Origin of the sequence: Faecalibacterium prausnitzii (genome assembly GCF_003287405.1) — a bacterium.
GTDB classification, from domain to species: Bacteria; Bacillota; Clostridia; order Oscillospirales; family Ruminococcaceae; genus Faecalibacterium; species Faecalibacterium intestinale.
The window spans coordinates 1-23375 of record NZ_PRLD01000021.1 but is presented as its reverse complement, the minus strand read 5'-3'; the positions used below and the strand labels follow the sequence as shown (position 1 = coordinate 23375).

The 23375-nt window shown below is 59.6% G+C and carries 23 protein-coding genes and 1 tRNA gene; 3 read left to right on the top strand and 21 right to left on the bottom strand.

From position 1 onward, the window contains the following. Positions 1 to 54 precede the first annotated feature (54 nt). Together C4N24_RS13870 and C4N24_RS13865 are read left to right on the top strand one after the other, a co-directional pair. Positions 55 to 1497, top strand: a complete 1443-nt coding sequence (locus C4N24_RS13870; protein ID WP_055186210.1) for a PTS transporter subunit EIIC — start codon at positions 55 to 57, stop codon at positions 1495 to 1497. Further along, positions 1490 to 2539, top strand: a complete 1050-nt coding sequence (locus C4N24_RS13865) for a MupG family TIM beta-alpha barrel fold protein (RefSeq protein WP_112091896.1) — start codon at positions 1490 to 1492, stop codon at positions 2537 to 2539. Before C4N24_RS13870 ends, C4N24_RS13865 begins: the two co-directional genes overlap by 8 nt. A 243-nt stretch (positions 2540 to 2782) precedes the next feature. On the opposite strand, the gene C4N24_RS13860 is transcribed toward C4N24_RS13865, so the two are convergent. The 19 genes from C4N24_RS13860 to C4N24_RS13760 form a co-directional block, all read right to left on the bottom strand. Continuing rightward, positions 2783 to 4159 (bottom strand): MATE family efflux transporter, encoded by a 1377-nt coding sequence (locus C4N24_RS13860; protein ID WP_112091895.1) that lies wholly within the window; start codon positions 4157 to 4159, stop codon positions 2783 to 2785. A gap of 352 nt (positions 4160 to 4511) precedes the next feature. Next, positions 4512 to 5336, bottom strand: coding sequence for a histidinol-phosphatase HisJ family protein (locus C4N24_RS13855; protein ID WP_112091894.1), 825 nt, complete (start codon positions 5334 to 5336; stop codon positions 4512 to 4514). A 7-nt stretch (positions 5337 to 5343) separates the two neighbouring features. After that, entirely contained in the window at positions 5344 to 5979 is a 636-nt protein-coding gene (hisIE, locus tag C4N24_RS13850) for a bifunctional phosphoribosyl-AMP cyclohydrolase/phosphoribosyl-ATP diphosphatase HisIE (RefSeq protein WP_112091893.1), read from the bottom strand. Between the two features lie 78 nt (positions 5980 to 6057). Then, the gene (gene hisF / locus C4N24_RS13845) at positions 6058 to 6813 is read right to left on the bottom strand and encodes an imidazole glycerol phosphate synthase subunit HisF (RefSeq protein ID WP_112091892.1); all 756 of its coding nucleotides are present in this window, start codon (positions 6811 to 6813) and stop codon (positions 6058 to 6060) included. A gap of 15 nt (positions 6814 to 6828) precedes the next feature. Beyond that, positions 6829 to 7548, bottom strand: a complete 720-nt coding sequence (gene hisA, locus C4N24_RS13840; RefSeq protein WP_112091891.1) for a 1-(5-phosphoribosyl)-5-[(5-phosphoribosylamino)methylideneamino]imidazole-4-carboxamide isomerase — start codon at positions 7546 to 7548, stop codon at positions 6829 to 6831. A 325-nt stretch (positions 7549 to 7873) separates the two neighbouring features. Beyond that, on the bottom strand, positions 7874 to 8482 hold the full coding sequence (gene hisH / locus C4N24_RS13835; protein WP_112091890.1) for an imidazole glycerol phosphate synthase subunit HisH: 609 nt from the start codon (positions 8480 to 8482) through the stop codon (positions 7874 to 7876). Beyond that, entirely contained in the window at positions 8479 to 9075 is a 597-nt protein-coding gene (hisB, locus tag C4N24_RS13830) for an imidazoleglycerol-phosphate dehydratase HisB (protein WP_097779006.1), read from the bottom strand. Before hisB ends, hisH begins: the two co-directional genes overlap by 4 nt. Before the next feature lie 2 nt (positions 9076 to 9077). Beyond that, positions 9078 to 10139, bottom strand: a complete 1062-nt coding sequence (hisC, locus tag C4N24_RS13825; protein ID WP_112091889.1) for a histidinol-phosphate transaminase — start codon at positions 10137 to 10139, stop codon at positions 9078 to 9080. A 185-nt stretch (positions 10140 to 10324) separates the two neighbouring features. Continuing rightward, entirely contained in the window at positions 10325 to 11602 is a 1278-nt protein-coding gene (gene hisD, locus C4N24_RS13815; protein ID WP_112091888.1) for a histidinol dehydrogenase, read from the bottom strand. Further along, on the bottom strand, positions 11599 to 13194 hold the full coding sequence (gene hisG, locus C4N24_RS13810; protein WP_112091887.1) for an ATP phosphoribosyltransferase: 1596 nt from the start codon (positions 13192 to 13194) through the stop codon (positions 11599 to 11601). Before hisG ends, hisD begins: the two co-directional genes overlap by 4 nt. Positions 13195 to 13551: 357 nt before the next feature. Beyond that, positions 13552 to 14031, bottom strand: a complete 480-nt coding sequence (locus C4N24_RS13805; protein WP_242983289.1) for an N-acetyltransferase — start codon at positions 14029 to 14031, stop codon at positions 13552 to 13554. A 191-nt stretch (positions 14032 to 14222) separates the two neighbouring features. Then, the gene (locus tag C4N24_RS13800) at positions 14223 to 14621 is read right to left on the bottom strand and encodes a helix-turn-helix transcriptional regulator (RefSeq protein ID WP_112091885.1); all 399 of its coding nucleotides are present in this window, start codon (positions 14619 to 14621) and stop codon (positions 14223 to 14225) included. 616 nt (positions 14622 to 15237) lie between these two features. After that, a complete protein-coding gene (gene phoU / locus C4N24_RS13790; protein ID WP_112091883.1) occupies positions 15238 to 15906 on the bottom strand; it encodes a phosphate signaling complex protein PhoU in 669 nt (222 codons plus the stop codon). Between the two features lie 19 nt (positions 15907 to 15925). Beyond that, positions 15926 to 16693 carry a phosphate ABC transporter ATP-binding protein PstB gene (gene pstB / locus C4N24_RS13785; protein WP_097779331.1) on the bottom strand — a complete coding sequence of 256 codons (768 nt, stop codon included), beginning with the start codon at positions 16691 to 16693 and terminating at the stop codon, positions 15926 to 15928. 17 nt (positions 16694 to 16710) lie between these two features. Next, the gene (gene pstA, locus C4N24_RS13780; RefSeq protein WP_112091882.1) at positions 16711 to 17568 is read right to left on the bottom strand and encodes a phosphate ABC transporter permease PstA; all 858 of its coding nucleotides are present in this window, start codon (positions 17566 to 17568) and stop codon (positions 16711 to 16713) included. Then, positions 17561 to 18472, bottom strand: a complete 912-nt coding sequence (gene pstC / locus C4N24_RS13775) for a phosphate ABC transporter permease subunit PstC (RefSeq protein WP_112091881.1) — start codon at positions 18470 to 18472, stop codon at positions 17561 to 17563. The genes pstA and pstC overlap by 8 nt, the downstream gene beginning before the upstream one ends. Positions 18473 to 18682: 210 nt before the next feature. Continuing rightward, on the bottom strand, positions 18683 to 19576 hold the full coding sequence (locus C4N24_RS13770; RefSeq protein ID WP_112091880.1) for a phosphate ABC transporter substrate-binding protein: 894 nt from the start codon (positions 19574 to 19576) through the stop codon (positions 18683 to 18685). A 241-nt stretch (positions 19577 to 19817) separates the two neighbouring features. Continuing rightward, positions 19818 to 20309, bottom strand: coding sequence for a twin-arginine translocation signal domain-containing protein (locus tag C4N24_RS13765; RefSeq protein ID WP_112091879.1), 492 nt, complete (start codon positions 20307 to 20309; stop codon positions 19818 to 19820). A gap of 37 nt (positions 20310 to 20346) precedes the next feature. Further along, positions 20347 to 20874 (bottom strand): twin-arginine translocation signal domain-containing protein, encoded by a 528-nt coding sequence (locus C4N24_RS13760; protein ID WP_112091878.1) that lies wholly within the window; start codon positions 20872 to 20874, stop codon positions 20347 to 20349. 403 nt (positions 20875 to 21277) lie between these two features. Here C4N24_RS13760 and C4N24_RS13755 point away from each other — a divergent pair. Beyond that, positions 21278 to 21353, top strand: a tRNA-Lys gene (locus C4N24_RS13755). 155 nt (positions 21354 to 21508) lie between these two features. Here the strand turns inward: C4N24_RS13755 and C4N24_RS13750 are convergent. Together C4N24_RS13750 and C4N24_RS13745 are read right to left on the bottom strand one after the other, a co-directional pair. Further along, entirely contained in the window at positions 21509 to 22900 is a 1392-nt protein-coding gene (locus C4N24_RS13750; RefSeq protein WP_112091877.1) for a site-specific integrase, read from the bottom strand. A 94-nt stretch (positions 22901 to 22994) separates the two neighbouring features. Then, positions 22995 to 23366, bottom strand: coding sequence for a helix-turn-helix domain-containing protein (locus tag C4N24_RS13745; protein WP_112091902.1), 372 nt, complete (start codon positions 23364 to 23366; stop codon positions 22995 to 22997). Positions 23367 to 23375: the final 9 nt, after the last annotated feature.

The window sequence follows — 23375 nt, the reverse complement described above, 5'->3', positions numbered from 1 at the left end:
CTTAGCGGCACAGGCCGCATCGGATATACACCTGTTTTAAAGGAGGACCCACTTATGACGAATGAAGAACTGGTCCGCGCGGCGCTGGAGAAAGTCGGCGGAAAGAGCAACGTTCTCACCGCAACCAACTGTATGACCCGTCTGCGGGTGCGCGTTAAAGATGACGCCAAGATCGACGACGAGGGCCTGAAGGCCATCGAGGGCGTGATGGGCATCGTGCACGACCGTACCGGCTATGTAGAGATCGTGGTCGGCCCCGGCAAGTGCCGCAAGTGCGCAGATATCTGCCGCGATATGGGCATCCCGGCGGACGCCGCCGCTTCCACCGCCAACGACTGGCAGACCAACAAGGCCGCAGTCAAGGCCGGACAGAAGCAGAGCAAGGTCAAGGAGCTGTTCAAGACCTTTGGCGATATCTTTATCCCCCTGATCCCGGGCGTTGTGGCTTCCGGTCTGTGCGCCGGCATCAACTCCCTGATCGGTCAGGTGGTGCCGAACTACGCCGACATCCCCGCACTGGCCCTGATCAGCACCCTGCTGGGTCTGATGAACACCTGCTTCCTTGGCTACCTGACCGCATGGGTCGGCTACCGCGCAGCCGAAAAGTTCGGCGGCACCCCCATTCTGGGCGGTATGCTGGGCATGATCACCGGTCTGGAGGGCATCAACAAGATCTCTTCCATTCTGGGTCTCTTCAACGAGGCTGTGCCGCTGGATTCCATCCTGCGTGCAGGCCGCGGCGGCGTGCTGGCTGTTGTGCTGGGCGCATGGTGCCTTGTCAAGATCGAGCGCTGGGTGCGCAAGTGGATGCCCGAATCTCTGGACATCGTGTTCACCCCGCTGATCACCATGATCCTGTGCCTTGTGCCCTATATCCTGATCATCATGCCCGCTACCGGCTATGTTTCCACCGCGCTGTGCTGGGTGGTTGAAAAGCTGTGCATGAGCGATATCCTGATCGTGCGCATCATTGCCGGTTATGTTTCCACCGCTCTGTTCCTGCCCATGGTCGCTATGGGTATGCACCATGGTCTGGTGGCTCTGTACTCCGTGCAGCTGGAGAGCTTTGGCTACGTTACCCTGTACCCCGCGCTGGCTATGGCTGGTGCCGGTCAGGTTGGCGCTGCTGTCGCTATCTACTTCAAGGCTAAGAAGTGCGGCAACACCCGCCTGAAGAACGTTATCACCGGCGCACTGCCCGCAGGTCTGCTGGGCATCGGCGAGCCGCTGATCTACGGCGTCACCCTGCCCATGGGCAAGCCCTTCATCAGTGCCGGTCTGGGCGCAGGCTTCGGCGGTGCCTTCGTCATGGCCATGCAGGTGGCTGCTACTGCTTGGGGCCCCTCCGGTCTGCTGGCTCTGTTCGTCATGACCGCCGGCCCTCACGGTGTGGCTGCTTCCGTTGGCTGCTACGCAGTGGGCCTGGTCATCTGCTACATCATGGGCTTTATCGTGACCAACGCAATGGTCTCTGTTGAGGACGTTGCCAATGCTTAAAACACTCGGACGGTCAGTGTATCTGACGCAGTTTGAGGAACAGCGTGCGTCGCTTTCCGCTTTTGCGGCAGGCGGCGCGCCTGTTTTTATCTCACTGCATATCAGCGAAGAATTTGATGCCGCTTACTGCGCCCGCGTGCAGGAAATGTGCGACTTTCTGGCGGCGCAGGGCTGGCGCATTCTGGCAGACGTGTCGGAAAAGACCATCCGGCAGTTCGGCTGCGCCGACCTGACCGCGCTGGCAAAGCGGCTGCACCTGTGGGGTCTGCGGCTGGACTACGGCTTCTCGGTGGAGCAGATGTGCGCCCTTGCGCAGCAGCTGCCCGTTGCCGTCAACGCCTCCACCACTACCCCGGAGGTGGCACGGCAGCTGGCGGCAGGCGGCGGCACGGTCATCGCCATGCACAACTTCTACCCCCGCCCGGAGACCGGCCTTGACCCGGAATTTCTGCGCGAGAGCACCGCAGCTTTGCAGGCAGAGGGTTTGCAGGTGTACGGCTTTATCCCCGGCGACGCCCTGCTGCGCGGCCCGCTGTACAAGGGTCTGCCTACGCTGGAAGCCCACCGCACCGCCGCCCCCTCGGCGGCCTTTGCGGACTTGGCGCTGAACTACGGGCTGGATGGCATTTTTGCGGGCGACCCGGAGGTCAGCACCCGGGAGCAGGAGTATATCCGGCACTTCTGCACCACCGGTGAGCTCTGCCTGCCGGTCGCCCTGCGCCCCGGCTATGAGACGCTGTACGACCGCACCTTTACCTGCCGCCCGGACTCGCCCAAAACGCTTGTGCGGTATCAGGAATCCCGGCTCTACTCCTGCTTTGGCAGCACCGTGCAGCCGGATAACTGCACAGAGCGCCGCCGCCGCTGCGTGACCATGGATAACATCGGCTACGGGCGCTATTCCGGCGAGATTCAGCTCATGCGCACCGACCTGCCCGCAGACGAAAAGGTAAACGTCATCGGTGAAGTGCCCGCAGAATACGACCTGCTGCTGGACTGCATTAAGCGCGGAAAGACCTTCCGCATGGTAAAAGTATCATAAATCATAACACAACACCCCCGGACAGCTCTGCGTGCTGTCCGGGGGTGTGCTTTCTTGGGAAGCGTCCTCGCCCTCTCCGTCTTTGCTCCGCAAATCCACCTCTCCCAAAGGGAGAGGCTCTGGCGAAACCGCAAACTTTATGACTTTTCCGAAAACTTTGCCGCTATGCCAAGGGCTCTCCCTTTGGGAGAGCTGGCGCGTAAGCGCCTGAGAGGGCGAGCCCGCTGCCCGAAAGTGTTCTTTTTATTGCCCTTTCCTCGGATACACAAAGGCGTCGCGGCGGTACACCGCCACAAGATATGCCGCCATGAAGCACCAGATGATGGGCTCGCACAGGATGACGGCGTTGTAGGCGTAGCGCGGGATGAACACCAGCACAAAAACCACCTTGCCCACCAGTTCGATGACGCTGGAAAACAGCGGCAGCACCTTCTGTCCAAGGCTCTGCAAAGCGTACCGGGTGCACAGCAGCACTCCCAGCACCGCGTAAAACGGCGCGTTCCACATCAGATACCGTGCGCCGTTTTCCAGCACGAGCGGTGCGGTGGAACCGGAGATCAGCTGCACCAGCTGACGGGCAAAAAGCTGCATCAGCACGATGTCTGCCGCCATGATGACCACCGAGCACAGGTACATGGTGCGCATTCCCTTGCGCACCCGCTCCGGCTGGGCGGCGCCCCGGTTCTGAGAAACAAAGGTAGAACCGGCGTTTGCCATGGAGATCAGCGGCATACTGGTAAAGGAGAACAGCTTGCGCGCGGCGGTGTGCCCCGCAATGGTCAGCGTGCCCAGCCCGTTGATGCCGTATTGCAGCACCACCGAACCTGCCGACACGATGCTGCTCATCAGCCCCATGGAGATGCTCTGGCTGAACAGCTCCCAGTACAAATGCTGTCCCACCGCCCAGTGCCTGCGGGCGGGCAGCAGCAGCGGTACGCGGCGCATCACATACAGAATGCACAGCACCACCGAGATGCCCTGTGCAATGACGGTAGCCACCGCCGCGCCCTGCACGCCCATGCCCAGCCCGGCAATGAACCACAGATCCAGCGCCACGTTCAGCCCGGAGCTGATAAGCAAAAACACCAGCGGCATCACGCTGTTGCCGATGGCGCGCAGCAGCCCGGCGCACAGGTTATAAAGGAACATCACTAAAACGCCCAAATCGATGACGATGATATACCGGTAGGCATCTTCTAAAATCTCTGCGGGGGTATCCAGCAGCTGCAATAGCGGCCGCAGGCCGAAAAAGCCCGCCGTGGTAATGACAAAGCTTGCGCAAAGCCCGATGACCAGCGACCCGGCCACCGTCTTTTTGAGCAGATCCTCGTCCTGCGCCCCGTAGGAGCGTGCAGCCACGATGGAAAGCCCGTTGCCGATGCCGATGCCAAAGCCCACCAGCAGCTCGTAGATGGACCCGCAGGAGCCGATGGCAGCCAGTGCGCTATCGCCCAGCACATTGCCCACGATCATGGTATCCACGGTATTATACAGCTGCTGGAATAAATTGGACACCAGAATGGGCAGCATGAACAGAAAAAGATTCTTGAAAATAGGCCCGTGCAGCAGGTCTGCATTCCGGTTAAAGAGGTTTGTTTTCAGGGGTCGCGTCTGGGTCATAGGGTTCCTCCGATTGGTGTTTTGCCGCAAAAATTAGCCACAAGGGCGTTGTTTATGCGGGCAGCTGGCTCGCCCTCTCAGTCACCTGCGGTGACAGACTCCCCCTTTTGTCACCTGTGGTGACATCTTCCCCCGGAGCGGGGGAAGTCTTTCCTCAAAGGGAGAGCCTCTGGCGAAACCGGAAACTTTGCCGTTATGCCAAGGCCTCTCCCTTTGGGAGAGGTGGATTTGCGAAGCAAAGACGGAGAGGGCGAGGCCGTGTATCTTTTTAAGACGACTGTATGGTTTCAGCTTTTCTCGTGAAAATGCGGTTGGAGCAGCTTGCAGGCTGTTCCAACCGCATTTTTTCATTTTATAAGGGCTGCTCTTCAAACCCGTTGACGGTCAGCACAGTCAGGGCGGTAAAGCCTGCGGCCTTGATGGCGGCGGCGGCTTCGTCAAAGCCGAAGGTCAGCGCGGCGGTGTCGTGGGCGTCGGCGGTGATGATCACCCTGCCGCCCAGCTTGTTCCATTCGCCCAGCAGCCATGCGCCGGGGTAGAAGTCCTTGCGGTAGCCCCGGTATACGCCGCCGGTGTTCACCTCCAGAATGCAGTCGTTCTCCCGGGCGGCTTGCAGCGCCCTGAGCGCTGCGGCCTTGTAGCGGGGAGACTCCTCATCAAAGAAGCTGCCGTCCGCGTTCAGCTTTTTGACAAGGTCGATATGTCCCAGAATGTCCGGCTTTTTGGCGGCGATCTTTTCCACCTCGGCAAAATAGGCTTCCACCGCTGCCAGCGGGTCACCGTCAAAATCGTTATTGATGCAGTCCCGCAGATCCTCGGGGCGGAAATCGATCTCGTAGTATTTGCCGGTATTTTTGCCGTACAGATGGTGCGCGCTGCCGATCCAGTAATCAAAGCCTTTGGGCGTGCCCTCGCTCAGCAGGTCCCACTCGATGCCGCACAGGATATCTACTTTGCCCCGGTACTCGTTTTTCAGCTTGGCGATGGTGGCGCGGTACTGCGCGGTGCGGCCGGGAGTCATGCAGTATTCGCGGTCAGGCTTTGTGTAGCTGTGGCCGCTGAAACCAAGGGTGGTCAACCCCTGCGCACAGGCGGCACCCGCCATCTCCTGTAAGGTGTTTTTGCCGTCACACAGGGTAGAGTGGCAATGTACGCTGGACTTTCTGTAATCCGCCATAGGCTTCTCACTGCATCCTTTCCTGCTTGACCTTGTGGTCGATGACATGGCGCTTTTCCAGCTCCCGGGTCACATCCTCTACGGTGATGCCCGCGCTGACCATCAGCACCAGCACATGATAGGCAAGGTCGCTGATCTCGTAGACCGTCTCAGCCTTGTCCTCTTTTTCGCCCGCAATGATGACCTCGGTGCACTCTTCGCCCACCTTTTTCAGGATCTTCTCCTTGCCCTTTTCAAACAGGTAGGTGGTGTAGCTGCCCTCCGTGGGGGTATCCTTGCGGCCTTTAATAAGCTCGTACAGCCCCTGCCAGCTGAACTGCTTCAGCTCCGGGGAGACGTATACTTCATTGAAAAAGCAGCTTTCCGCTCCGGTGTGACAGGCGGGGCCGTCCTTCACCACCTCTACCACCAGCGCATCGGCATCGCAGTCGGCGGTAATGGACACCACCCGCTGCACATTGCCGCTGGTCTCGCCCTTGCGCCAGATCTCCTGACGGCTGCGGCTCCAGAACACGGTGCGCCCCTCGGCAATGGTCAGCGCCAGCGTTTCGGCGTTCATGTAGGCAAGGGTGAGCACCTGCTTTGTGTAGTGATCCTGCACGATGGCGGGGATCAGGCCTTTTTCATCAAATTTCAGTTCCATGACGGTTCTCCCTCCCCGGATGGGGATATTGTGTATTTTATCGTATTCAAGATAAAAATGCAAGGTATTTTTGTGTTTTTACAGCCGCATCTCCACGCCGCTTGCGTTCAGGTATTCCTTCAGCTCCCGGATGCCCAGCAGCTTCTGGTGGAAGATGCCCGCCGCCAGCCCGGCGTCGATGCCCTTGTGGTGGAACAGCTCCAGAAAATCCTCTTTTTTGCCCGCGCCGCCGCTGGCAATGATGGGGATATTCACCCGGGCGGCGACGGCGTCCAGCATTTCAAGGTCGAAGCCGTTGCGCACGCCGTCGGTGTCGATGCTGTTCAGGCAGATCTCGCCCGCGCCGTGGGCGGCGCACCAGCTTACCCAGTCCAGCGCATCCCGGCCGGTATCCTCACGCCCGCCCTTGGCGAACACCCGGAACTGCCCGTTCACCCGCTTCACGTCTGCGGAAAGCACCACGCACTGGTCGCCGTAGCGCTGGGCGGCGGCGGGGATGAGCCCGGGGTCTTTCAGAGCGCCGGAGTTGACGCTTACCTTATCTGCGCCGCATTTCAGCACCCGGTCAAAATCCTCCAGCGTGTTGATGCCGCCGCCCACGGTCAGGGGGATAAAAATCTCTCCCGCCACCCGGGTCAGGATGTCGGTAAAGAGGGCGCGTCCCTCAAAGCTGGCGGTGATATCGTAAAACACCAGCTCGTCCGCCCCGGCGGTGTTGTACAGCCGTGCCATCTCCACCGGGTCGGCCACGTCCTTGATGCCCTCAAAGTTCGTGCCCTTGACCACCCGGCCGTCGCGCACGTCCAGACAGGGGATGATGCGTTTGGTTATCATAAAGCTCCCTCTTTCTCAGTCCTGCACCAGCTGCACGCAGCGGGCAAGGTCCAGCGCGCCGGTGTACAGGCTTTTGCCCAGAATGGCGGCTGCCGTGCCCATCTGCTGCAATTCCAGCAGCTCTGCCTCGGAGGAGATGCCGCCGCTGGCGGTAAAGGCCACCCCGGGCACCTCTTTTGCCAGCTGGCGGTACAGGGCAAGATTCGTGCCCTGCATTGCGCCGTCACAGGCAATGTCGGTGTAGATGATGGCGGTGCAGCCGGCTTCTGCCAGCCGCTTGCAGAAGGCTACGCCCGGCTCGGCGCTGATTTCCTTCCAGCCGTGGATGGCAACATAGCCGTCCTTGGTGTCCACGCCCACGGCAATTTTGTCGCCGTATTTTTGCAGCATCCGGGCGGTAAAGGCAAAATCCGTCACCGCCACGCTGCCCAGAATGCAGCGCCCCACCCCGAGGGAGAGGTATTTTTCAATGCGCTCCTCGGTGCGGATGCCGCCGCCTACCTCGATGTACAAACCGCCCTGCTTTGCCAGCGCGGCAATGGTATCGTAGTTGGAAAGGGTGCCGTCCTTAGCACCGTCCAAGTCCACCACATGAAGATTTTTTGCCCCGGCGGCCACAAAGCTGCGTGCCTGTGCGCAGGGGTCCTGCCCGTAAACGGTCATGCGGTCGTAGTCGCCCTGTGTCAGGCGCACCACCTGCCCGCCGCGCAGGTCAATGGCTGGAAATAGCTGCATAGTTGTTTCTCCTTTAGCGTCCTCGCCCTCTCAGTCAAAGCCTACGGCTTTGCCAGCTCTCCCAAAGGGAGAGCCTCTGGCGAAGCCACACACTTTGCGGTTTGACCGGAAACCTTACCGCTACCGCCAAAAGCCGTCCCCTTGAGGGCCGACTTCTCCCGGCCGGGGGAAGATGTCGCGTAGCGACAAAAGGGGGAGTGTGGCTGCGACCAAAGGGAGCAGACGGAAGGGGTGGCTTTGCATTTTAGCGGAAACTTTGCCGTACTGCCAAGGGCTCCCCCTTTGGGGGAGCTGTCACCGAAGGTGACTGAGAGGGCGTGCCCGCTTACAATTCGCTGAACGCCTTGAGGATCCGCAGCCCGGTGTCGCCGCTTTTTTCCGGGTGGAACTGGGTGCCGTACACCCGCCCCGCCCGCACCGCGCCGGTGACCGGGATGGAATAATCGCTGACGGCAAGGGTGCTTTCGGCGCAGTTTTTGCCGTAGTAGCTGTGGACGTAGTACACATACTCGCCCTCGTGGATGTACCGGAACAGCGGGTCATCCTTTACGATGTGCAAGGCGTTCCAGCCCATCTGCGGTACTTTCAGCCCTTTGTCCGCAAGGTCGGGCCCCAGCGGGCAGACTTCGCCTTTGATAAAGCCCAGCCCGGCGTGCTCGCCGTATTCGTAGCTTTTTTCAAACAGCAGCTGCATCCCAAGGCAGATGCCCAGCAGGGGCTTTTCTTCCGCCTGCTCTTTCAGCACCGGCACAAGGCCGGTGGCGGTAAGCTTTGCCATGGCATCCCCAAATGCGCCCACCCCCGGCAGGATCAGCCGGTCGGCGGCGCGGATGGCATCGGCGTCGGCGGTGACCACTGCCTGCAGTCCCAGCTGCTGCAAGCTGGAACGCAGGCTGAACAGGTTGCCCACCCCGTAATCAAGAATGGCGATCATACCAGCAGTCCTTTCGTGGAGGGGATCTCGTCCCGGTGTGCCGCGTCGATGCGCACAGCTTCGGCCAGCGCGTGGCCTGCGCCCTTGAAGCAGGCTTCCAGAATGTGGTGGGTGTTCTCGCCCGCAAACTGCACAAAATGGACGGTGGCGGGCACGCTGCGGGCAAAACCGTACCAGAACTCCTTGGCGCACTCCACGTCAAAATCGCCCACTTTTTCGGTCTGGCAGCGGATGTCCCAGTTCAGGGTGCACCGGCCGGAAAGATCCACCGCGCACAGCACCAGTGCCTCGTCCATGGGCAGGTAAAAGCTGCCGTAGCGGCAGATGCCGCGCATTTCGCCCAGCGCCCGGGCAAAGGCCTGTCCCAGCGCAATGCCCACATCCTCGGTGGTGTGGTGGTAGTCCACCTGCACATCGCCGTGGCAGGTGAGCACCAGATCAAACCGTCCGTGCCGGGCAAACAGTTCCAGCATATGGTTCAGAAAACCGCACCCGGTGTCGATCTCGTAGCGGCCGGTGCCGTCCAGATCAAGGGTCAGCTCGATCTGGGTCTCGTTGGTGCTGCGTTCCAGCGTTACCATGCGCTCTGCCATTGTCACACCTCCAGTATCTTGTCCACGGCGTCCATCAGTGCCTGCATCTGCTCCGGCGTGCCGATGGTGATACGCAGCCAGTTATCAATGCGCGGCGCATCGAAATGCCGCACCAGAATGCCGCTTTCCTTTAACTTTTTGTATAGTACGCCGCCGCTTATCCGTTCTGTGCTGGCAAATACAAAGTTTGCGCGGCTGTCCAGTACGGTAAAGCCCCGGTCAGTCAGCTGCTGCATCGTCCATGCACGGGTGTCCATAATGGCGGCGCGGGTCTTATCAAAGTAGGCGGTATCCTCCAGCGCAGCCTGCCCGGCCTTCAAAGTCAAGCGGTTGATGTTGTAGGGGTTCAGGCTGAACTTGACCCGGTTCAGGTCAGCGATCAGCGCCGCGTTGCCCATGGCAAGCCCCAGCCGCGCGCCCGCCAGCTGCCGGGATTTGGAGAAGGTCTGCACCACCAGCAGGTTGTCGTATTGGTCAATTAAAGGCACGCAGCTCTCGCCGCCAAAGTCCACATAGGCTTCGTCCACAATGACCACGCTGTCCGGGTTCGATTGCAAAATGCCCTCGATGGCGCTGCGGGGCAGGCACAGTCCGGTGGGGGCGTTGGGGTTTGCGATGACGATGGTCTCGTGCAGGCCGTGATAATCGGCGGGGTCAAGGGTGAAATCCTCTTTTAAGGGGATGATATGGGTGGGGATGTGCAACAGGCCGCACCACACGCCGTAGCAGCCGTAAGTGATATCCGCAAAGGCCAGCGGGTGGCTCTCGTCACAGAAAGCCCGCAGCGCAAAGAACAAATTCTCGTCGCTGCCGTTGCCGGGCATGACCTGAGAAGGCTGCAAGCCGAAATGCGCCGCCGCCGTGCGCAGCAGCTGGGCACAGGCGGGGTCGGAGTAAAGGCGCAGCTTTTCCACCTCGGCTTCGCTCACGGCTGCCACCACCCGGGGAGACGGCAGATAGGGGCTTTCGTTGGTATTCAGTTTGATGTACTGCTGATCCTGCGGCTGTTCTCCCGGCGTATAGGGGGTAACAGCGGACAGGGCAGGGGAAAGAAAACGGCTCATAATGGTTTCCTCAGGTTTATTCAGTTATGGCGAACGACCTCGCCCTCTCCGTCACGGCTAACGCCGTGCCACCTCTCCCAAAGGGAGAGGCCTTGGCAAAGAGATGAAGTTTGCGTGGACTGCCAAGGGCTCCCACTTTGGGGGAGCTGGCATCGCGCAGCGATGACTGAGAGGGCGAGCCGCCTTTATTTCTCATACCGGATGGTCACGCTGCGGGCGTGGGCGTGCAGACCCTCGCGCTCGGCAAAGTCTGCAATGCGGGGCGCAACGGTTTCCAGCGCGTCCCGGGTGTAGTAGATGAAGCTGGACTTCTTGACAAAGTCGTCTACGCCCAGCGGGCTGGAAAAGCGTGCGGTGCCGCTGGTGGGCAGGGTGTGGTTGGGGCCTGCAAAGTAATCGCCCAGCGCTTCCGGCACGTTGCGGCCAAGGAAGATGCTGCCTGCGTTGCGGATCTCGTTCAGCACGCCGAAGGGGTCCTCCACGCAGACCTCCAAGTGCTCCGGCGCGATGATGTTGCAGGCTTCAATGGCCTTGTGCAGGTCGGTGCAGAGGATGATCTTGCCGTTGTCGTCCACGCTGGCGCGGGCAATGGCGGCGCGGGGCAGCTGCGGGATCTGTACCTCCAGCTCGGTCTGTACGGCCTTGGCAAGGGCTTCGCTGTCGGTGACAAGCACCGGGCTTGCCAGCCTGTCGTGCTCGGCCTGACTTAACAGGTCTGCCGCCACCCACGCGGGATTGCAGCTGCCGTCTGCCAGCACCAGAATTTCGCTGGGGCCAGCGATCATATCAATGCCTACTTTGCCAAACACCTTGCGCTTGGCGGTGGCAACGTAGATGTTGCCGGGGCCTACGATCTTATCCACAGCCGGGATGCTCTGGGTGCCGTAGGCCAGCGCCGCCACGGCCTGTGCGCCGCCGGTCTTGAAAATTTTGGTCACCCCGGCGGTGGCGGCAGCGGCCAGAATGACCGGGTTCACCTTGCCGTCCTTCCCGGCGGGGGTGGTCATGACGATCTCGGACACCCCCGCCACCTTGGCGGGAATGACGTCCATGAGCACGGTGGAAGGGTACGCCGCCGTGCCGCCGGGCACATAGACACCGGCCTTTTCAATGGGGGTGTATTTCTGCCCCAGTACAATGCCGGGGCGGTCGTTCATCACAAAATTCTTGTGCACCTGCTGGCGGTGGAACTGCTCGATGTTCTCCGCTGCCTGCCGCAGGGTCTCGAGGAAATACGGGTCCATGCCCGCAAAGGCTTCGTCGATCTCGGCCTGCGTTGCCTGCAGGTTTTCAATCTCTGCACCGTCAAATTTCAGGGCGTAGTCCTTCAGGGCGTCATCGCCACGGGCGCGCACGTCCGCAATAATGGCGTCCACCACGTCCTCCACGTTCTTTTCGGCGCGGATGTCCCGGTTCAGAATCTCTTCCGGCTTCAGCTCGTCAAAATTATACAGCTTGATCATTTCTCTTCCTCCTGCTTGTGCAAGGTGTCGCGCAGCTTTTCCAGCATGGTGTCCATCTGCCGGTGCTTGAACTGGTAGCTGGCCTTGTTGGCGATGAACCGCGCCGAGATGGGCATGAACTCGGTGACCACCTGCAAGCCGTTCTCCCGCAGGGTGGTGCCGGTCTCCACGATGTCCACGATGACATCCGAAAGCCCAAGGATGGGTGCCAGCTCAATGGAGCCGTTCAGCTTGATGATATCGATATCCCGCCCCATGGAGGCGTAGTAGCGCTTTGCAATGTTGACGAACTTGGTCGCCACCCGCACCGGGCGGCTGGGGTCGTCCCGGTAGCCCGCCGGGGCGGCTACGCACATCCGGCAGCGGCCAAGGCCGGTGTCCAGCAGCTCGTACACATCGGCGGCGGCTTCGGTCAGGATATCCTTGCCCACGATGCCCACATCGGCAGCGCCGTGCTCCACATAGATAGCCACATCACTGGGCTTGACCAGAAAATACCGGATGCCCGCCGCCGGGTTCTCCACCACCAGCTTGCGGGTGGCGTTGTAGTCTTCCGGGCAGCCGTAGCCGATGCCCGCCAGTAAGTTATACACCTTGTCGCCCAGCCGCCCCTTGGGCAGCGCCACGTTCAGCATCACCTTGCCGGTGTCCTGATGCTGCACCGGCGGCATCGCGTTCAGCCGGTCCAGCTCGTCCAGATACACCGCAAAGCCGATAGCACCTGCCCCGGGGGTGAACTTTTGCAGCAGCAGGTCGTACCGTCCGCCCTTCAGCAGCGGGCGGGGCAAAGCCTTGAGATAGCCCTGAAACACAAGGCCGTTGTAGTATTCCATCTCACCGGCTAAGGTCAGGTCTAACCGGATGCTGCCGCCCGCCTGTCCCAGCGTGGGCGCCAGGGCGGTCAGCTCTGCCACGGCGGCGGTCATGGCGGGGTTGCGGCAGAGCGCCGCCGCCTTGGAAAGGGTAGCAGCGTAGCCGCCGGAAAGCTCCAGCACCCCGCACAAGGCGTCCGCCGCTGTTTCAGAAAGCCCCGCAGAAAGCGCGGCGGCACGCAGTTCATGGGCATTTTTCTGCCGCAGCTTTTCCAGCAGCTGCGCCCGGGCGGCTTCCGGCACGCCCAGTGCATCGAACAGGCCGAAGAGGTAGCCCATGTGGCTGACCTCCAGCACCCACTCTGCGCCCAGCGCCGCCAGCGACTGCGCCGCCAGACACACCGCCTGCTGCACCTCGGCTTCGCCCACAGCGCCCAGCAGTTCCAGACCCATCTGGGAGATCTCTTTAAAGGTATGGCTCTCGGCAGAGGGACGGTAGACGTTCTCGTGGTAGTAGTACCGCAGCGTCTCGCCCGGGGCGGGCTGTGCCGTCTTGGCGATGGACAGGGTCACATCCGGCTTGAGCGCCAGCAGACGGCCATCGAGGTCGGTAAAGGTGATGACCTGCTCCGACGACAGAAAGCTGCGGTTCTCCTGATACAGGCTGTACTCCTCGAACCGCCCCATGTGGTACTTGCGGCAGCCTGCCGTCTCATACAGGCTGCGCAGCGCAAAGGAGGCACGCTCCTTTGGCTGCAGATGCTCCAGACTGAACTCCATTTCGCTCCCTCGTTTCCTTTCCTTTTCCCGTGTTTCTTTCCCTGCGCCGGCACAATTCCGGCGTCTCTATACACAAAAACATCCGGCGCGGCATCCTCCGCGCCCATAGTATGAAAGGCTTCTGTTCTTATTTTACTTTATCTAGATAAAGTTGTAAAGCGTGAAAGTGAACGTCTTTTCCATTCTTATCCTACAATTTTTCAGTGCGTTTGTACAGAAAGGCGAAAATTTTTCACCCCACCATACGCACAGGTGATGGGAGGAAAAAACAAAAGGGGGGATACAAACCCCTTCTGTGAAAAAAAGTTCCGAAACGCCCACAGGCGTTTCGGAACTGCAAATAAAACTATTTTCTGCTCACCCAAGTTGGCTCTGGGTCAGGGACATCCGCTGGTAGGCAATGCGCGGCGTGCCGTCCGCCACATGGATGATGCCGCAGCGGGTAAAGCCCTCACTTTCCAGCAGATGCTGCATCACCTTGTTGTCGGCGTGGGTATCGGCGCGCAGGCTCTCGCAGTGCTCCAGACACCACTCCACCACTGCTTTGCCCACGCCCGTGCTCTCGCCCGCCGAAGCCAGCCGGTGCAGTGTGCCATAGGGCAGGGTGTCGTTGAGCCACTGTCCATCCTCGATGGTCTGATAGGTGGGGTCCTCGCCAAGGACAAAGGCAAACACCGCCTGCATCCGGCCGTTGATCATGTACACGAACAGCCGGTTGGTGTCGATATCCTCCTCCAGCAGCTCCGGGGTAGGGTAGTTGTCCCCCCACTGGGTGGGGTTGCCGTTTTTCGCCATGAAATCCCGCGCACGGGCATAGACCTCAAGGATCTTTGCCATATCCGCTCTTACCGCTCCGCGAAACATATCTTCTCATCCTCTCTCGCCCGCGCCCTGCCGCGCGGGGTGCATTTTATTCAGTATAACACAATTTTCCATAAAGCACCAGATTTTTCTCCATTTTGCGGCAAAGACAGACCGCCGTGCGCGGGGCGGCAGCACGGCGGTCGGGGGCAGCAAAACGAGGGGCTTCATGCAGTAGGGCGGCGGGTGGTGGTGCCGGTGCGCACCATACGGTACTCCCGGGGGCTCAGGCCGTAGCGCTCGTGGAACAGGCGGTAGAAGTAGCTGGTGTTCTCGTACCCAACCTGCGCGATGATCTGCTGGATGTTCAGGTCGCTGCGGCGCAGCAGCCGCGCGGCAGTTTCCATGCGGTGCTTTTGCAGCAGTTCCTTGTAGGTGCGCCCGGTCTGGGCGCGCACGCACTCGCTGACATACGCCAGCGAAACACCATAAGCCCTTGCCACGTTGGAAAGGCTGGCCTCACGATAATTTTGGGTGATCTCCTGCAGCGCCGCCTGCACCAGTGCATCGCGGCTCACGGCCTCCATGCGGGCGGGCTGCGTGGAGCGTTCAAGCTTTGCCATCATTGTATCTGTCCTCCGTAACGGTGCGGCGGGCGGGGGACTGGGGGAAGCCGGAACCACCCGCCGCACGATAACTGCGGAGCCCTTTCCGGGCTCTTATACCCTGAATACGAATCACCCGCCGCAAACATTGCAGAAAAGATAAAAATTTTTTAGTCAATTTTCGTTGTAGAGAGGGCGGACGATTTGGAATGCGCTCCGCGTTGCTCTGCGCATCTTCAGCGGAAGAATTATTTTAAATTTCGCGTTTGTCGCGCTCTGCGGAGCGCTCCAAACGCATTTTCACGGGAGGGGTCGTAACGGCAAGCGGCATTTGCAGCGCCGCTTTCTGCGAAAGCGCGGCGCTGCGGAAAAGCTTCCTCGCCCTCTCAGGCGCTAACGCGCCAGCTCTCCCAAGGGGAGAGCCCTTGGCATGGCGGTACAGTTTCCGGCTAAAGTGCAAAGTATACGGTCTCGCCAGAGCCTCTCCCTTTGGGAGAGGTGGCACGGCGTAAGCCGTGACGGAGAGGGCGAGCCCGTTTGAAAATTTTCCCACAGAAAAAGGCTGTCTGCCAGACGGCAGACAGCCTTTTCCAGAAGAAAATAAGGAAAACACGCGCCCAAAAGGGCAGAGTGAGGATCAGAACATACTTTCGTCCTTGTAGCGCCCGGTGCGCACGAACTGCACCCACTCGGCTACGTTCACGGCGTGGTCGCCGATGCGCTCCAGATACTTGATGACCATGAGCAGATCCAGCGCCGCGTCCACCTTGGCAGGGTCGGCGGCGATCTCCTGTGCCAGCGTGTGCTTGATGGCGTTGAAGTCGTAGTCCACGGCGTCGTCTGCGGCGATGACGCGGCGGGCGGCGATCTCGTCCTCGGCGGTCAGGGCGTCCATGGCGTCCAGGATCATCTGGTAGGCCTTGCGTCCCATGGCGATGGCCTGACTGACAGCGGGGTCTCTCTCCTTACGCACGGTGACGAGATGTGGGATGATCTCCGCGATATCCGAGGCGTGGTCGCCCATGCGCTCGATATCGGTGACCACCTTCATGGCAGTGGAAATGTGGCGCAGGTCGCCCGCTACCGGCTGCTGACGCAGCAGCAGAGCCATGCAGCGGTGCTCGATGTCCCGCTCCATGTTGTTGATGCGGTCATCCCCCTGCACGATCTTCTGGGCGGCTGCGGTGTCGGCGGTGCACAGCGCTTCCAGCGCGTTCTCCACGGCCTCGGCGGCGTTCTGCCCCATCTCCACCAGCGCGGTTTTAAGGGCTTCCAGATCGCTGTCGTATTGTTTGCGAATGCTCATTGCTTTGTTCCTCCCTGCATTAACCGAACCGGCCGGAGATGTAGTCCTCGGTGCGCTTGTCCCGGGGCGTGCTGAAGATCTGGTTCGTGGGGCCCACTTCCACCAGCTCCCCCAGCAGGAAGAAGGCGGTGCGGTCGCTGATACGGGCAGCCTGCTGCATATTGTGGGTGACGATGACCACGGTGTAGTTCTTTTTCAGCTCGTTCATCAGCTCCTCCACCTTCATGGTAGAGCCGGGGTCCAGTGCGCTGGTGGGCTCGTCCATCAGCAGCACCTCGGGCTTGACCGCCAGTGCCCGGGCGATGCAAAGACGCTGTTGCTGCCCGCCGGAAAGGCCAAGGGCGCTCTTTTTCAGGCGGTCCTTCACCTCGTCCCACAGGGCTGCGCCCCGCAGCGAGCTTTCCACCAGCTCGTCCAGCTCGGCCTTATTGCGCACGCCGTGCAGCTTGGGGCCGTAGGTGATGTTGTCGTAGATGCTCATGGGGAAGGGGTTTGCCTTCTGGAACACCATACCCACGCGGCGGCGCAGGTCGGTCAGCTCCATCTCGCGGGCAAAGATGTCCTCGCCCTTCAGCCGCACATCGCCCTCGATACGCACACCCGGCACAAGGTCGTTCATGCGGTTCAGGGTCTTTAAAAAGGTGGATTTGCCGCAGCCGGAGGGGCCGATCAGTGCGGTGATCTCCCGCTCGCCCACATCCAGCGAAATGCTCTTCAGCGCCTTGAAGTCGCCGTACCAGAGGTTCAGATCCTTTGCCGATATCACCGGCACATTCGTGTTTTCCATAGAGTACCTCTTTATTTTTACTGCTTCTGTTTCAGTTTTGTTTTGGCCAGACGTGCTGCCAGATTGATGAGCAGCACCAGCACCAGCAGCACTGCGCCGATGCCCCATGCGGAGGTGAAATCGCCGTCCTCAAAGGCGCGCAGATACAGCAGCACCGACAGGGTGGCACCATTGGAGGTGTAGGCTTTGAACACACTCTTGGCGATCACCTCTGCCGCACCGGCGGTGAACAGCAGCGCGGCGCTTTCGCCCACGATGCGTCCTACCGCCAGAATGCAGCCGGTGACGATGCCGTCAATGCTGCAGGGCAGCACAATGGTGCGGATGATGTGCCACTTGCCTGCACCCAGACCCATGGCACCCTCACGGTAGCCCTGCGGCACCGTTTTCAGGGATTCCTGTGTGGTGCGGATGATGGTGGGCAGGTTCATCACCACCAGCGTCAGACTGCCGGACAAAAGACAGGTCTGGAAGCCCAGCGCCTGACTGAACACCAGCATACCCACCAAGCCGTAGATGATGCTGGGGATACCCGCCAGCGTTTCGTTGGTGAACTCGATGATCTCGATGAGCCGCCGGTTGGAAGCGTATTCGGTCAGGTAGACCGCCGCACCTACGCCCAGCGGCAATACGATGAGTAATGTCAGCAGGATGACATACAGGGTGTTGAGGATGGCGGGCAGAATGCCGTCGGTCTTTTTCAGCACACTGGCGGTGGTGGAAAGGAACTTCCAGCTGATGTGGGGGATGCCCCGCACCAGCACTAAGCCGATGATACCGGCAACCAGTACCATCACCAGCACTGCGCTGGCCCAGACCAGCACGGTCATTACCCGGTTCCATGCCCGGCGGGAGGGCGAAAAGCCGTTATTCATCGCGGTTTCCTCCCTTCAGTACCACATTCAGCACAACGTTGATGAGCATGATGAACACGAACAGCACCAGCGCGATGCTGAACAGTGCCTGCCGCTGCAAGCCGCCGGCGTAGCTCATTTCCTTGGCGATGGCGGTGGTCAGCAAAGTGACGCTGCGGAACAGGCTGTCCGGCATATTGGGGCTGTTGCCCGCTACCATCATCACGGCCATGGCTTCGCCGATGGCGCGGCCGATGCCCAGCACAACGCCTGCGGCAATGCCGCTTTTCGCCGCCGGAATGCTGATCTTGAACCATGTTTCGGTGTCGGTTGCACCCAGCGCCAGACTGCCCTGCTCATACTCCGGCGGCACGGCGTTGAGCGCCGTCACCGACACGGACACGATGCTGGGCAGGATCATGATGGAAAGCACCACGATGGCGCTGAGCAGGCAGGCACCGGAAGCCTTGCCGAAGGTCTTGGCCACGGCGGGCACCAGCACCTGCATACCCAAAAGGCCGAACACCACGCTGGGGATGCCGGACAGCAGCTCGATGGCGGTGACCACCACGGTGCGCAGCTTGGGGTCTGCGGCCTTGGAAAGGAACACTGCCGTCAGCAGGCCGATGGGCACGCCGATGATGGTAGCGCCCAGCGTGCCGTAGACACTGGACAGGATGAAGGGCAGGATGCCGAACAGCGGCTCTGCCGCAGTGGACGCCCATTTGGTGCCGAACAGGAACTTGAACAGGCCGATCTTATGGATAGCCGGCACGCCGGAGACCACCATGTACACCGAGATGAGCACCACGCAGCACACCGCCAGCATTCCGCACAGGAAGAAGAGGAAATTCATCACCGCTTCCAGCCAGTCGGCGGGGGTGCGGGGCAGCCGCACCCGGCGCAGATAGGATTTTTTGTTCATAGCTGAAATCCTTTATAAAAGCCGCACCAGCCCAGCCTTTTAGGGCAGGCCGACGCGGCAGTTCTCTTGTTCAGATGCGGGGTGGGCGGTTCACCGAGGAGCTTTCCCCGCGAAATTCGGGGCTTCCAGCTCCCGCCCTATTGCCTGCGGCAACAGGGTCCCACCCTCGAATCATTCGCCGGGGAAACTCCCCGGCAAACCACCCGGTAATTACTCGTTCACGGGCACAGCGCCTGCGGTGCGGATGAGGTCGGCAGCGTCCTTGCTGGTGGCAAAGTCCACAAAGGCCTGTGCCTGCTCAGACAGGGCAACGCTCTTGTTGGTAACGAACACGAAGGGGCGCTGGATCTTGTAGCTGCCGTCCTTGACGGTGTCCTCGCTGCACTCCACACCCTCCACGGTGACCATGGCAACGGTGTCGCCCACAGCGGACAGGGAAGCGTAGCCGATGGCCAGCGGGTTTGCCTCCACGGCGCTGATGACAGCGCCGGTGGCGGTCAGCTCCTGTGCGTACTTGCAGCTGTCCTTCACGTCCACGATGCTCTCAAAGCCATCGCGGGTGCCGGAACCGGCCTCACGACCCACCAGAACGATCTCGCCGTCGTCGCCGCCGACCTCCTTCCAGTTGGTGATCTCGCCGGTGAACATCTTCTTGAGCTGCTCCACGGTCAGGTCAGCGACCTTGCTGTCCTTGCTCACAACGATGGCGATGCCGTCCAGCGCCACGGTGGTGCCGTCCACATCGTTCTTCTCGTCGTCCTTCAGGGCGCGGGAGGACAGGCCGATGTCCAGCGTCTTGTCGGTAGCGCCGGTGATGCCTGCGCCGGAACCGGTGGGGTCGTAGCTGACGGTGACGCCCGGCTCGACCTCGGCAAAGCCCTCGGTCAGGGCAGCAATGACGTTCTTCATGGAAGTAGAACCGCCGGTAGCAACGTTGCCGCTCAGGGTGCCGGCTGCCTGCCCGGCAGCGGAAGAAGCGGTGGTGGAAGCAGAAGCAGCGGTGCTGGATGCGGAAGAAGCAGAACCGCCGCAGGCAGTCAGAGCAACAGCCGCAGCAGCTGCACCGCAAACGGTCAGGAACGAACGACGAGAGATCTTTTTCATGATAGAATTTCCTCCGTTAAAAACCCGGGCTCCCGCCCGGCACTGTCTTTTTGTGTTTTCCTTGGGAACGGCCTTATTCTACCGCTTTGCCGCCCTTGCCGCGACCATGGACGTGCAAAAAGTGCGTAAAACTTTGTGCATACTGCCAGCCCCAATGTAAAGAACAGGTAATGCGGCACAAAACAAAAGCCGCCGGGCACTCCTGTTTCCAGAAGTGCCCGGCGGCGGGATGTATTGGGTTTTACTCTACGCGGCCTGTTACGTTTTTGCCGTTGTTCCCGTAGAGGAACACAGCGGTTTTGCCATTGTAGCGCACGCGCAGCTCATAGGTGCCGGGACTGTTCTTTTCCGGGATGCGCTCCTTGGTCTCCAGATAGAACTTCTGCGAGCCATTGTAGACGACCGTCTGTCCCGGCGCTGCGATCAGCTCGTTCCGCTTGAAATACAGCGTTTCCTCTGTATCTGACTCGCGGAAGATGCAGGTGATGTCCTCCGGCTTGATGACCACCCTTTCAGCGCTGTTGTTCTGGACGGTGAACTCTGTGCAATAGGTCAGTGCAAAATTATCGCCGCCGCCCAGAAACGGTGTTGCACAGATAAAGGTGACATCACCGATCTTGGCTACGCCGCTGGTCTTGTCGACTACGGTATCCCCGCAGCCGGTCAAAGCCCCTGCGGCGGTCAGCACCAGTGCCCCGGCGCTGAGCTTGAGAAATGTTCTGCGGTTGATCATAGCGATGCACCTCCTGTATTAGGCAGCTTGCGTTCAATTACGCAAGCTTGGAATCCTTCTTAAAAGTATAGCCTTCGTAAACACCGGTATAGGTCTCGGTGGGGTCAACGCCAACCGTAAGCTTGATATCTGCGGTTTGAGCATCCATTGCCTGATAGAGATTTTTCTGGCTCTCATCCAGACGGAAGGTCAGAATGCCCGTTCTACGCTCACCCTTTTTCATGACCAGCGTGATATTGCTCAGCAGATCTCCACCCTGCAACGCGACTTTCTGACCGTTGATCTTAAGCACAAATACGGATTTTGCAGGGAAACTGAAGCCATTGGAATTATCCAGATTATGAACACGCACAGTCACTGCGAAATCTGCATACCAAGATTTCCCGGTACCTATACCCTGATCATAAGGGACGGCGCTCCATTCGCCCACAGCAACCGTAAAGCCACCCAGATCAGTGCCAGTGTCACCATCACTGCAGCCGCCCAGCAGTCCGGTCATAGATACTGCCGCTGCCACCGCAGCAGAGGTCTTTAAAAAGGAACGGCGATCCATCTTCATAGCCATAATAAAAACCCTCCTCAAAAGCTTTTTTGTACCCTAAGAGTACCACATTTTACCACGTTGTCAACTATCGGAATTTAGGTTTCACCATTTTATCGTACCTTAAATATAATAGCGGGACACTGCCGCTCCGCACTGCTTTTTCTGCCCGACGGGAGCGTGCGCCGCCGGGTATGCTCCGCACGCCGGTTTTGGGGCAGAGCACTGCCGGCTGCAAACGCTGCACAGCAGCACCCAGTCATAGGCGGCGCGCACCGGCTTCCGCCGAATGCTGTGCGCCGGAAAATCTCTCCCGCCGCAAATCCGGGCGCTTGCGCGGGAATTTCCGCTTTTTTCGGCGCTGCTCTTGCTTTTTGCAGTCAATTGTGGTAATATTATTCGGCAGTGTTGTTTTGCTGCGGAATATGCGCTCGTAGCTCAGCCGGTAGAGCATCTGACTTTTAATCAGAGGGCCAGGGATTCGAGTTCCCTCGAGCGCACCAAAATCCCACGAAGAATCGTAAGATTCCTCGTGGGATTTTCCATTTTCTGGGGTTCTGCACACTTTTGCACACTTTTTGCACACCGGCGGGAAAGCCGTGTTTTTCCTTGTATTGTCTGCATTCTGTGCATCGTGAGCGTTTTTTCCATACTTTTTTCAGGCGAACAGCAGGCGGGTGAACTCACGCCGCTGCTCGGGGTTCATCTGTCGGACAACTTTCAGCATCCCTTCCGGGGTGATCTGGATGCTGTCCGGCAGATTTTCTTTTACCGGCGCAGAGCCGGATTTGGGGGAGCCGATGTCCTGTGAATAGAAGTCTGCTTCCAGCTTCTCAGCCAGCTCCAACCGGGGCTTGTCCTGCGTGTGGGCGTAGGTGTCCATCAGGATGCCGGTGGTGGCGTGACCGGTGTTGCCCTGCACGGCTTTAATGTTGCCGCCGGATTCAATCAGCTGGTAGGTGGCACTGGAGTGGCGCAGACCGTGGAACACGATCTTCTCAAACTCCGGGTGCTCCGCACGCCAAGTGCGGTACCATTTAGAAAGGGCTTCCGGGGCAACAGGCATACCGTTGGGCAAGCGGAAAAGCTGACCGCAGTTGCGATACCTGCCATCCATGGCAAGCTCGTCCTGCCGGAGCTTTTCCAGCCAAGCCAGCAGTTCATCTTTCAAGGGTCTCGTCAGATAAAGGGTGCGGCTGGATTTCTTGGTTTTCGGCTTCTTCAGCACCAGTGCGGAGCTGCTGCCCTCACGCTGGTCGGGGAAGATGTGGTAGATCTGATTCGGGTCGGTCTTTTCCAGTGCAGCCTTTTCGGTGCGCTGTAAGCTCCTGCCGACCGTGATGGTCCCACGTCCATCCGCTGCATCAAAGTCGATGTCTCCCGGCTGCAAGCCAAGGATCTCTCCGACACGCAGCGGGAGAATCATGCTCAGATGAACAGCAAGGTGGAGCGTAGGGTCGGTCATGGTCTGCAACGCAGCAAGCATGGTCTTTTCGTCCCAGATGGCACGTTCTTCCGAGGTCGATTTCGGGGCTTCTCTCGGAATCGGTGACTTGAGGAGCAGACCCCACCCAACGGCATAGGAAAAAGCAGTCTTGAGCATGGCATGGACTTCCCGGATGGAAGCACCCGTCAGAAACTGCCGCTTCTGTTTGTCGGTGAGCGTTTGCTTGACACCCTGCTTATACAGTCCGCGCGGTGTCCGGCTCAAAGTGGCGTAGAACTGTTCGAGGTCATACGTCTGAACCTTCTGAATCTGCTTCTTGCCGAGATAGGGCACGACAAGATTCTGGATCATGGCTACCGTGTGGGTGTAGGTTTTGGGTGCCCACTTGTGCTTGCTGGACTGGATGGGGAGCCACTTGTACAGCATTTCCGCTACCGTCATTGCATCGGGTATGAGGAACGTGCCGTCCAGCAGTTCCTTCTCCACTGTGATCTTGCGCTCCTGCGCTTCAGCCTTGGTCTTGAAGGTTTCCCAGCCCTTGCAGGGCTTGCCAGCATGATCTTTGTAGTTATATCGGACGGAATACGTGTTGCCACGTTTCATACTTCGTATGCCTAGCAGTGTGCGCTGCGCGCGGATATATTTTTGCCTGCCTTGGCAGGCATCGGCATAATAGATGCCATAGATGTTCCCTCCCTCAGACCGCTGCAAACCAATCGTCAAAGCTCTGCTTGCTTACCCGGATGCTGGTACCGAGGCGGATCACCTTGAAGTCTTTCGTGGTGTTGCACAGATTGTACGCAGCACGGTTGGAGATCGCCAACAGTTGGGCGATCTCCTCCACCCGGTAGACGAGCGGGGCGTGTCGGACGGTTTTGCTGGTCTGGTCAGAAGGCTCTACGGCAGGGTTTTCGTCCGAAGTTTCGTCAGAAATTACCATGGAATTTCTGACAGAAAATTCGCATGGAACTGCAAGTTCCTGACGTTCCATTGTAGGGGATTCGGGCGCGATTTTCAAGTCCTCACGGGTCAGTTTGGCGGAATTTTTGCGGACATTCGTCATAGGCATGTCTCCTTT

What these genes read in the sequence shown, in the direction of transcription:
- C4N24_RS13870 (WP_055186210.1), top strand. Translation starts at nt 55, where the DNA reads ATGACGAATGAAGAACTGGTCCGCGCGGCGCTGGAGAAAGTCGGCGGA.
- C4N24_RS13865 (WP_112091896.1), top strand. Translation starts at nt 1,490, where the DNA reads ATGCTTAAAACACTCGGACGGTCAGTGTATCTGACGCAGTTTGAGGAA.
- C4N24_RS13860 (WP_112091895.1), bottom strand. Translation starts at nt 4,159, where the DNA reads ATGACCCAGACGCGACCCCTGAAAACAAACCTCTTTAACCGGAATGCA.
- C4N24_RS13855 (WP_112091894.1), bottom strand. Translation starts at nt 5,336, where the DNA reads ATGGCGGATTACAGAAAGTCCAGCGTACATTGCCACTCTACCCTGTGT.
- hisIE (WP_112091893.1), bottom strand. Translation starts at nt 5,979, where the DNA reads ATGGAACTGAAATTTGATGAAAAAGGCCTGATCCCCGCCATCGTGCAG.
- hisF (WP_112091892.1), bottom strand. Translation starts at nt 6,813, where the DNA reads ATGATAACCAAACGCATCATCCCCTGTCTGGACGTGCGCGACGGCCGG.
- hisA (WP_112091891.1), bottom strand. Translation starts at nt 7,548, where the DNA reads ATGCAGCTATTTCCAGCCATTGACCTGCGCGGCGGGCAGGTGGTGCGC.
- hisH (WP_112091890.1), bottom strand. Translation starts at nt 8,482, where the DNA reads ATGATCGCCATTCTTGATTACGGGGTGGGCAACCTGTTCAGCCTGCGT.
- hisB (WP_097779006.1), bottom strand. Translation starts at nt 9,075, where the DNA reads ATGGCAGAGCGCATGGTAACGCTGGAACGCAGCACCAACGAGACCCAG.
- hisC (WP_112091889.1), bottom strand. Translation starts at nt 10,139, where the DNA reads ATGAGCCGTTTTCTTTCCCCTGCCCTGTCCGCTGTTACCCCCTATACG.
- hisD (WP_112091888.1), bottom strand. Translation starts at nt 11,602, where the DNA reads ATGATCAAGCTGTATAATTTTGACGAGCTGAAGCCGGAAGAGATTCTG.
- hisG (WP_112091887.1), bottom strand. Translation starts at nt 13,194, where the DNA reads ATGGAGTTCAGTCTGGAGCATCTGCAGCCAAAGGAGCGTGCCTCCTTT.
- C4N24_RS13805 (WP_242983289.1), bottom strand. Translation starts at nt 14,031, where the DNA reads ATGGCAAAGATCCTTGAGGTCTATGCCCGTGCGCGGGATTTCATGGCG.
- C4N24_RS13800 (WP_112091885.1), bottom strand. Translation starts at nt 14,621, where the DNA reads ATGATGGCAAAGCTTGAACGCTCCACGCAGCCCGCCCGCATGGAGGCC.
- phoU (WP_112091883.1), bottom strand. Translation starts at nt 15,906, where the DNA reads ATGAGCATTCGCAAACAATACGACAGCGATCTGGAAGCCCTTAAAACC.
- pstB (WP_097779331.1), bottom strand. Translation starts at nt 16,693, where the DNA reads ATGGAAAACACGAATGTGCCGGTGATATCGGCAAAGGATCTGAACCTC.
- pstA (WP_112091882.1), bottom strand. Translation starts at nt 17,568, where the DNA reads ATGAATAACGGCTTTTCGCCCTCCCGCCGGGCATGGAACCGGGTAATG.
- pstC (WP_112091881.1), bottom strand. Translation starts at nt 18,472, where the DNA reads ATGAACAAAAAATCCTATCTGCGCCGGGTGCGGCTGCCCCGCACCCCC.
- C4N24_RS13770 (WP_112091880.1), bottom strand. Translation starts at nt 19,576, where the DNA reads ATGAAAAAGATCTCTCGTCGTTCGTTCCTGACCGTTTGCGGTGCAGCT.
- C4N24_RS13765 (WP_112091879.1), bottom strand. Translation starts at nt 20,309, where the DNA reads ATGATCAACCGCAGAACATTTCTCAAGCTCAGCGCCGGGGCACTGGTG.
- C4N24_RS13760 (WP_112091878.1), bottom strand. Translation starts at nt 20,874, where the DNA reads ATGGCTATGAAGATGGATCGCCGTTCCTTTTTAAAGACCTCTGCTGCG.
- C4N24_RS13750 (WP_112091877.1), bottom strand. Translation starts at nt 22,900, where the DNA reads ATGAAACGTGGCAACACGTATTCCGTCCGATATAACTACAAAGATCAT.
- C4N24_RS13745 (WP_112091902.1), bottom strand. Translation starts at nt 23,366, where the DNA reads ATGCCTATGACGAATGTCCGCAAAAATTCCGCCAAACTGACCCGTGAG.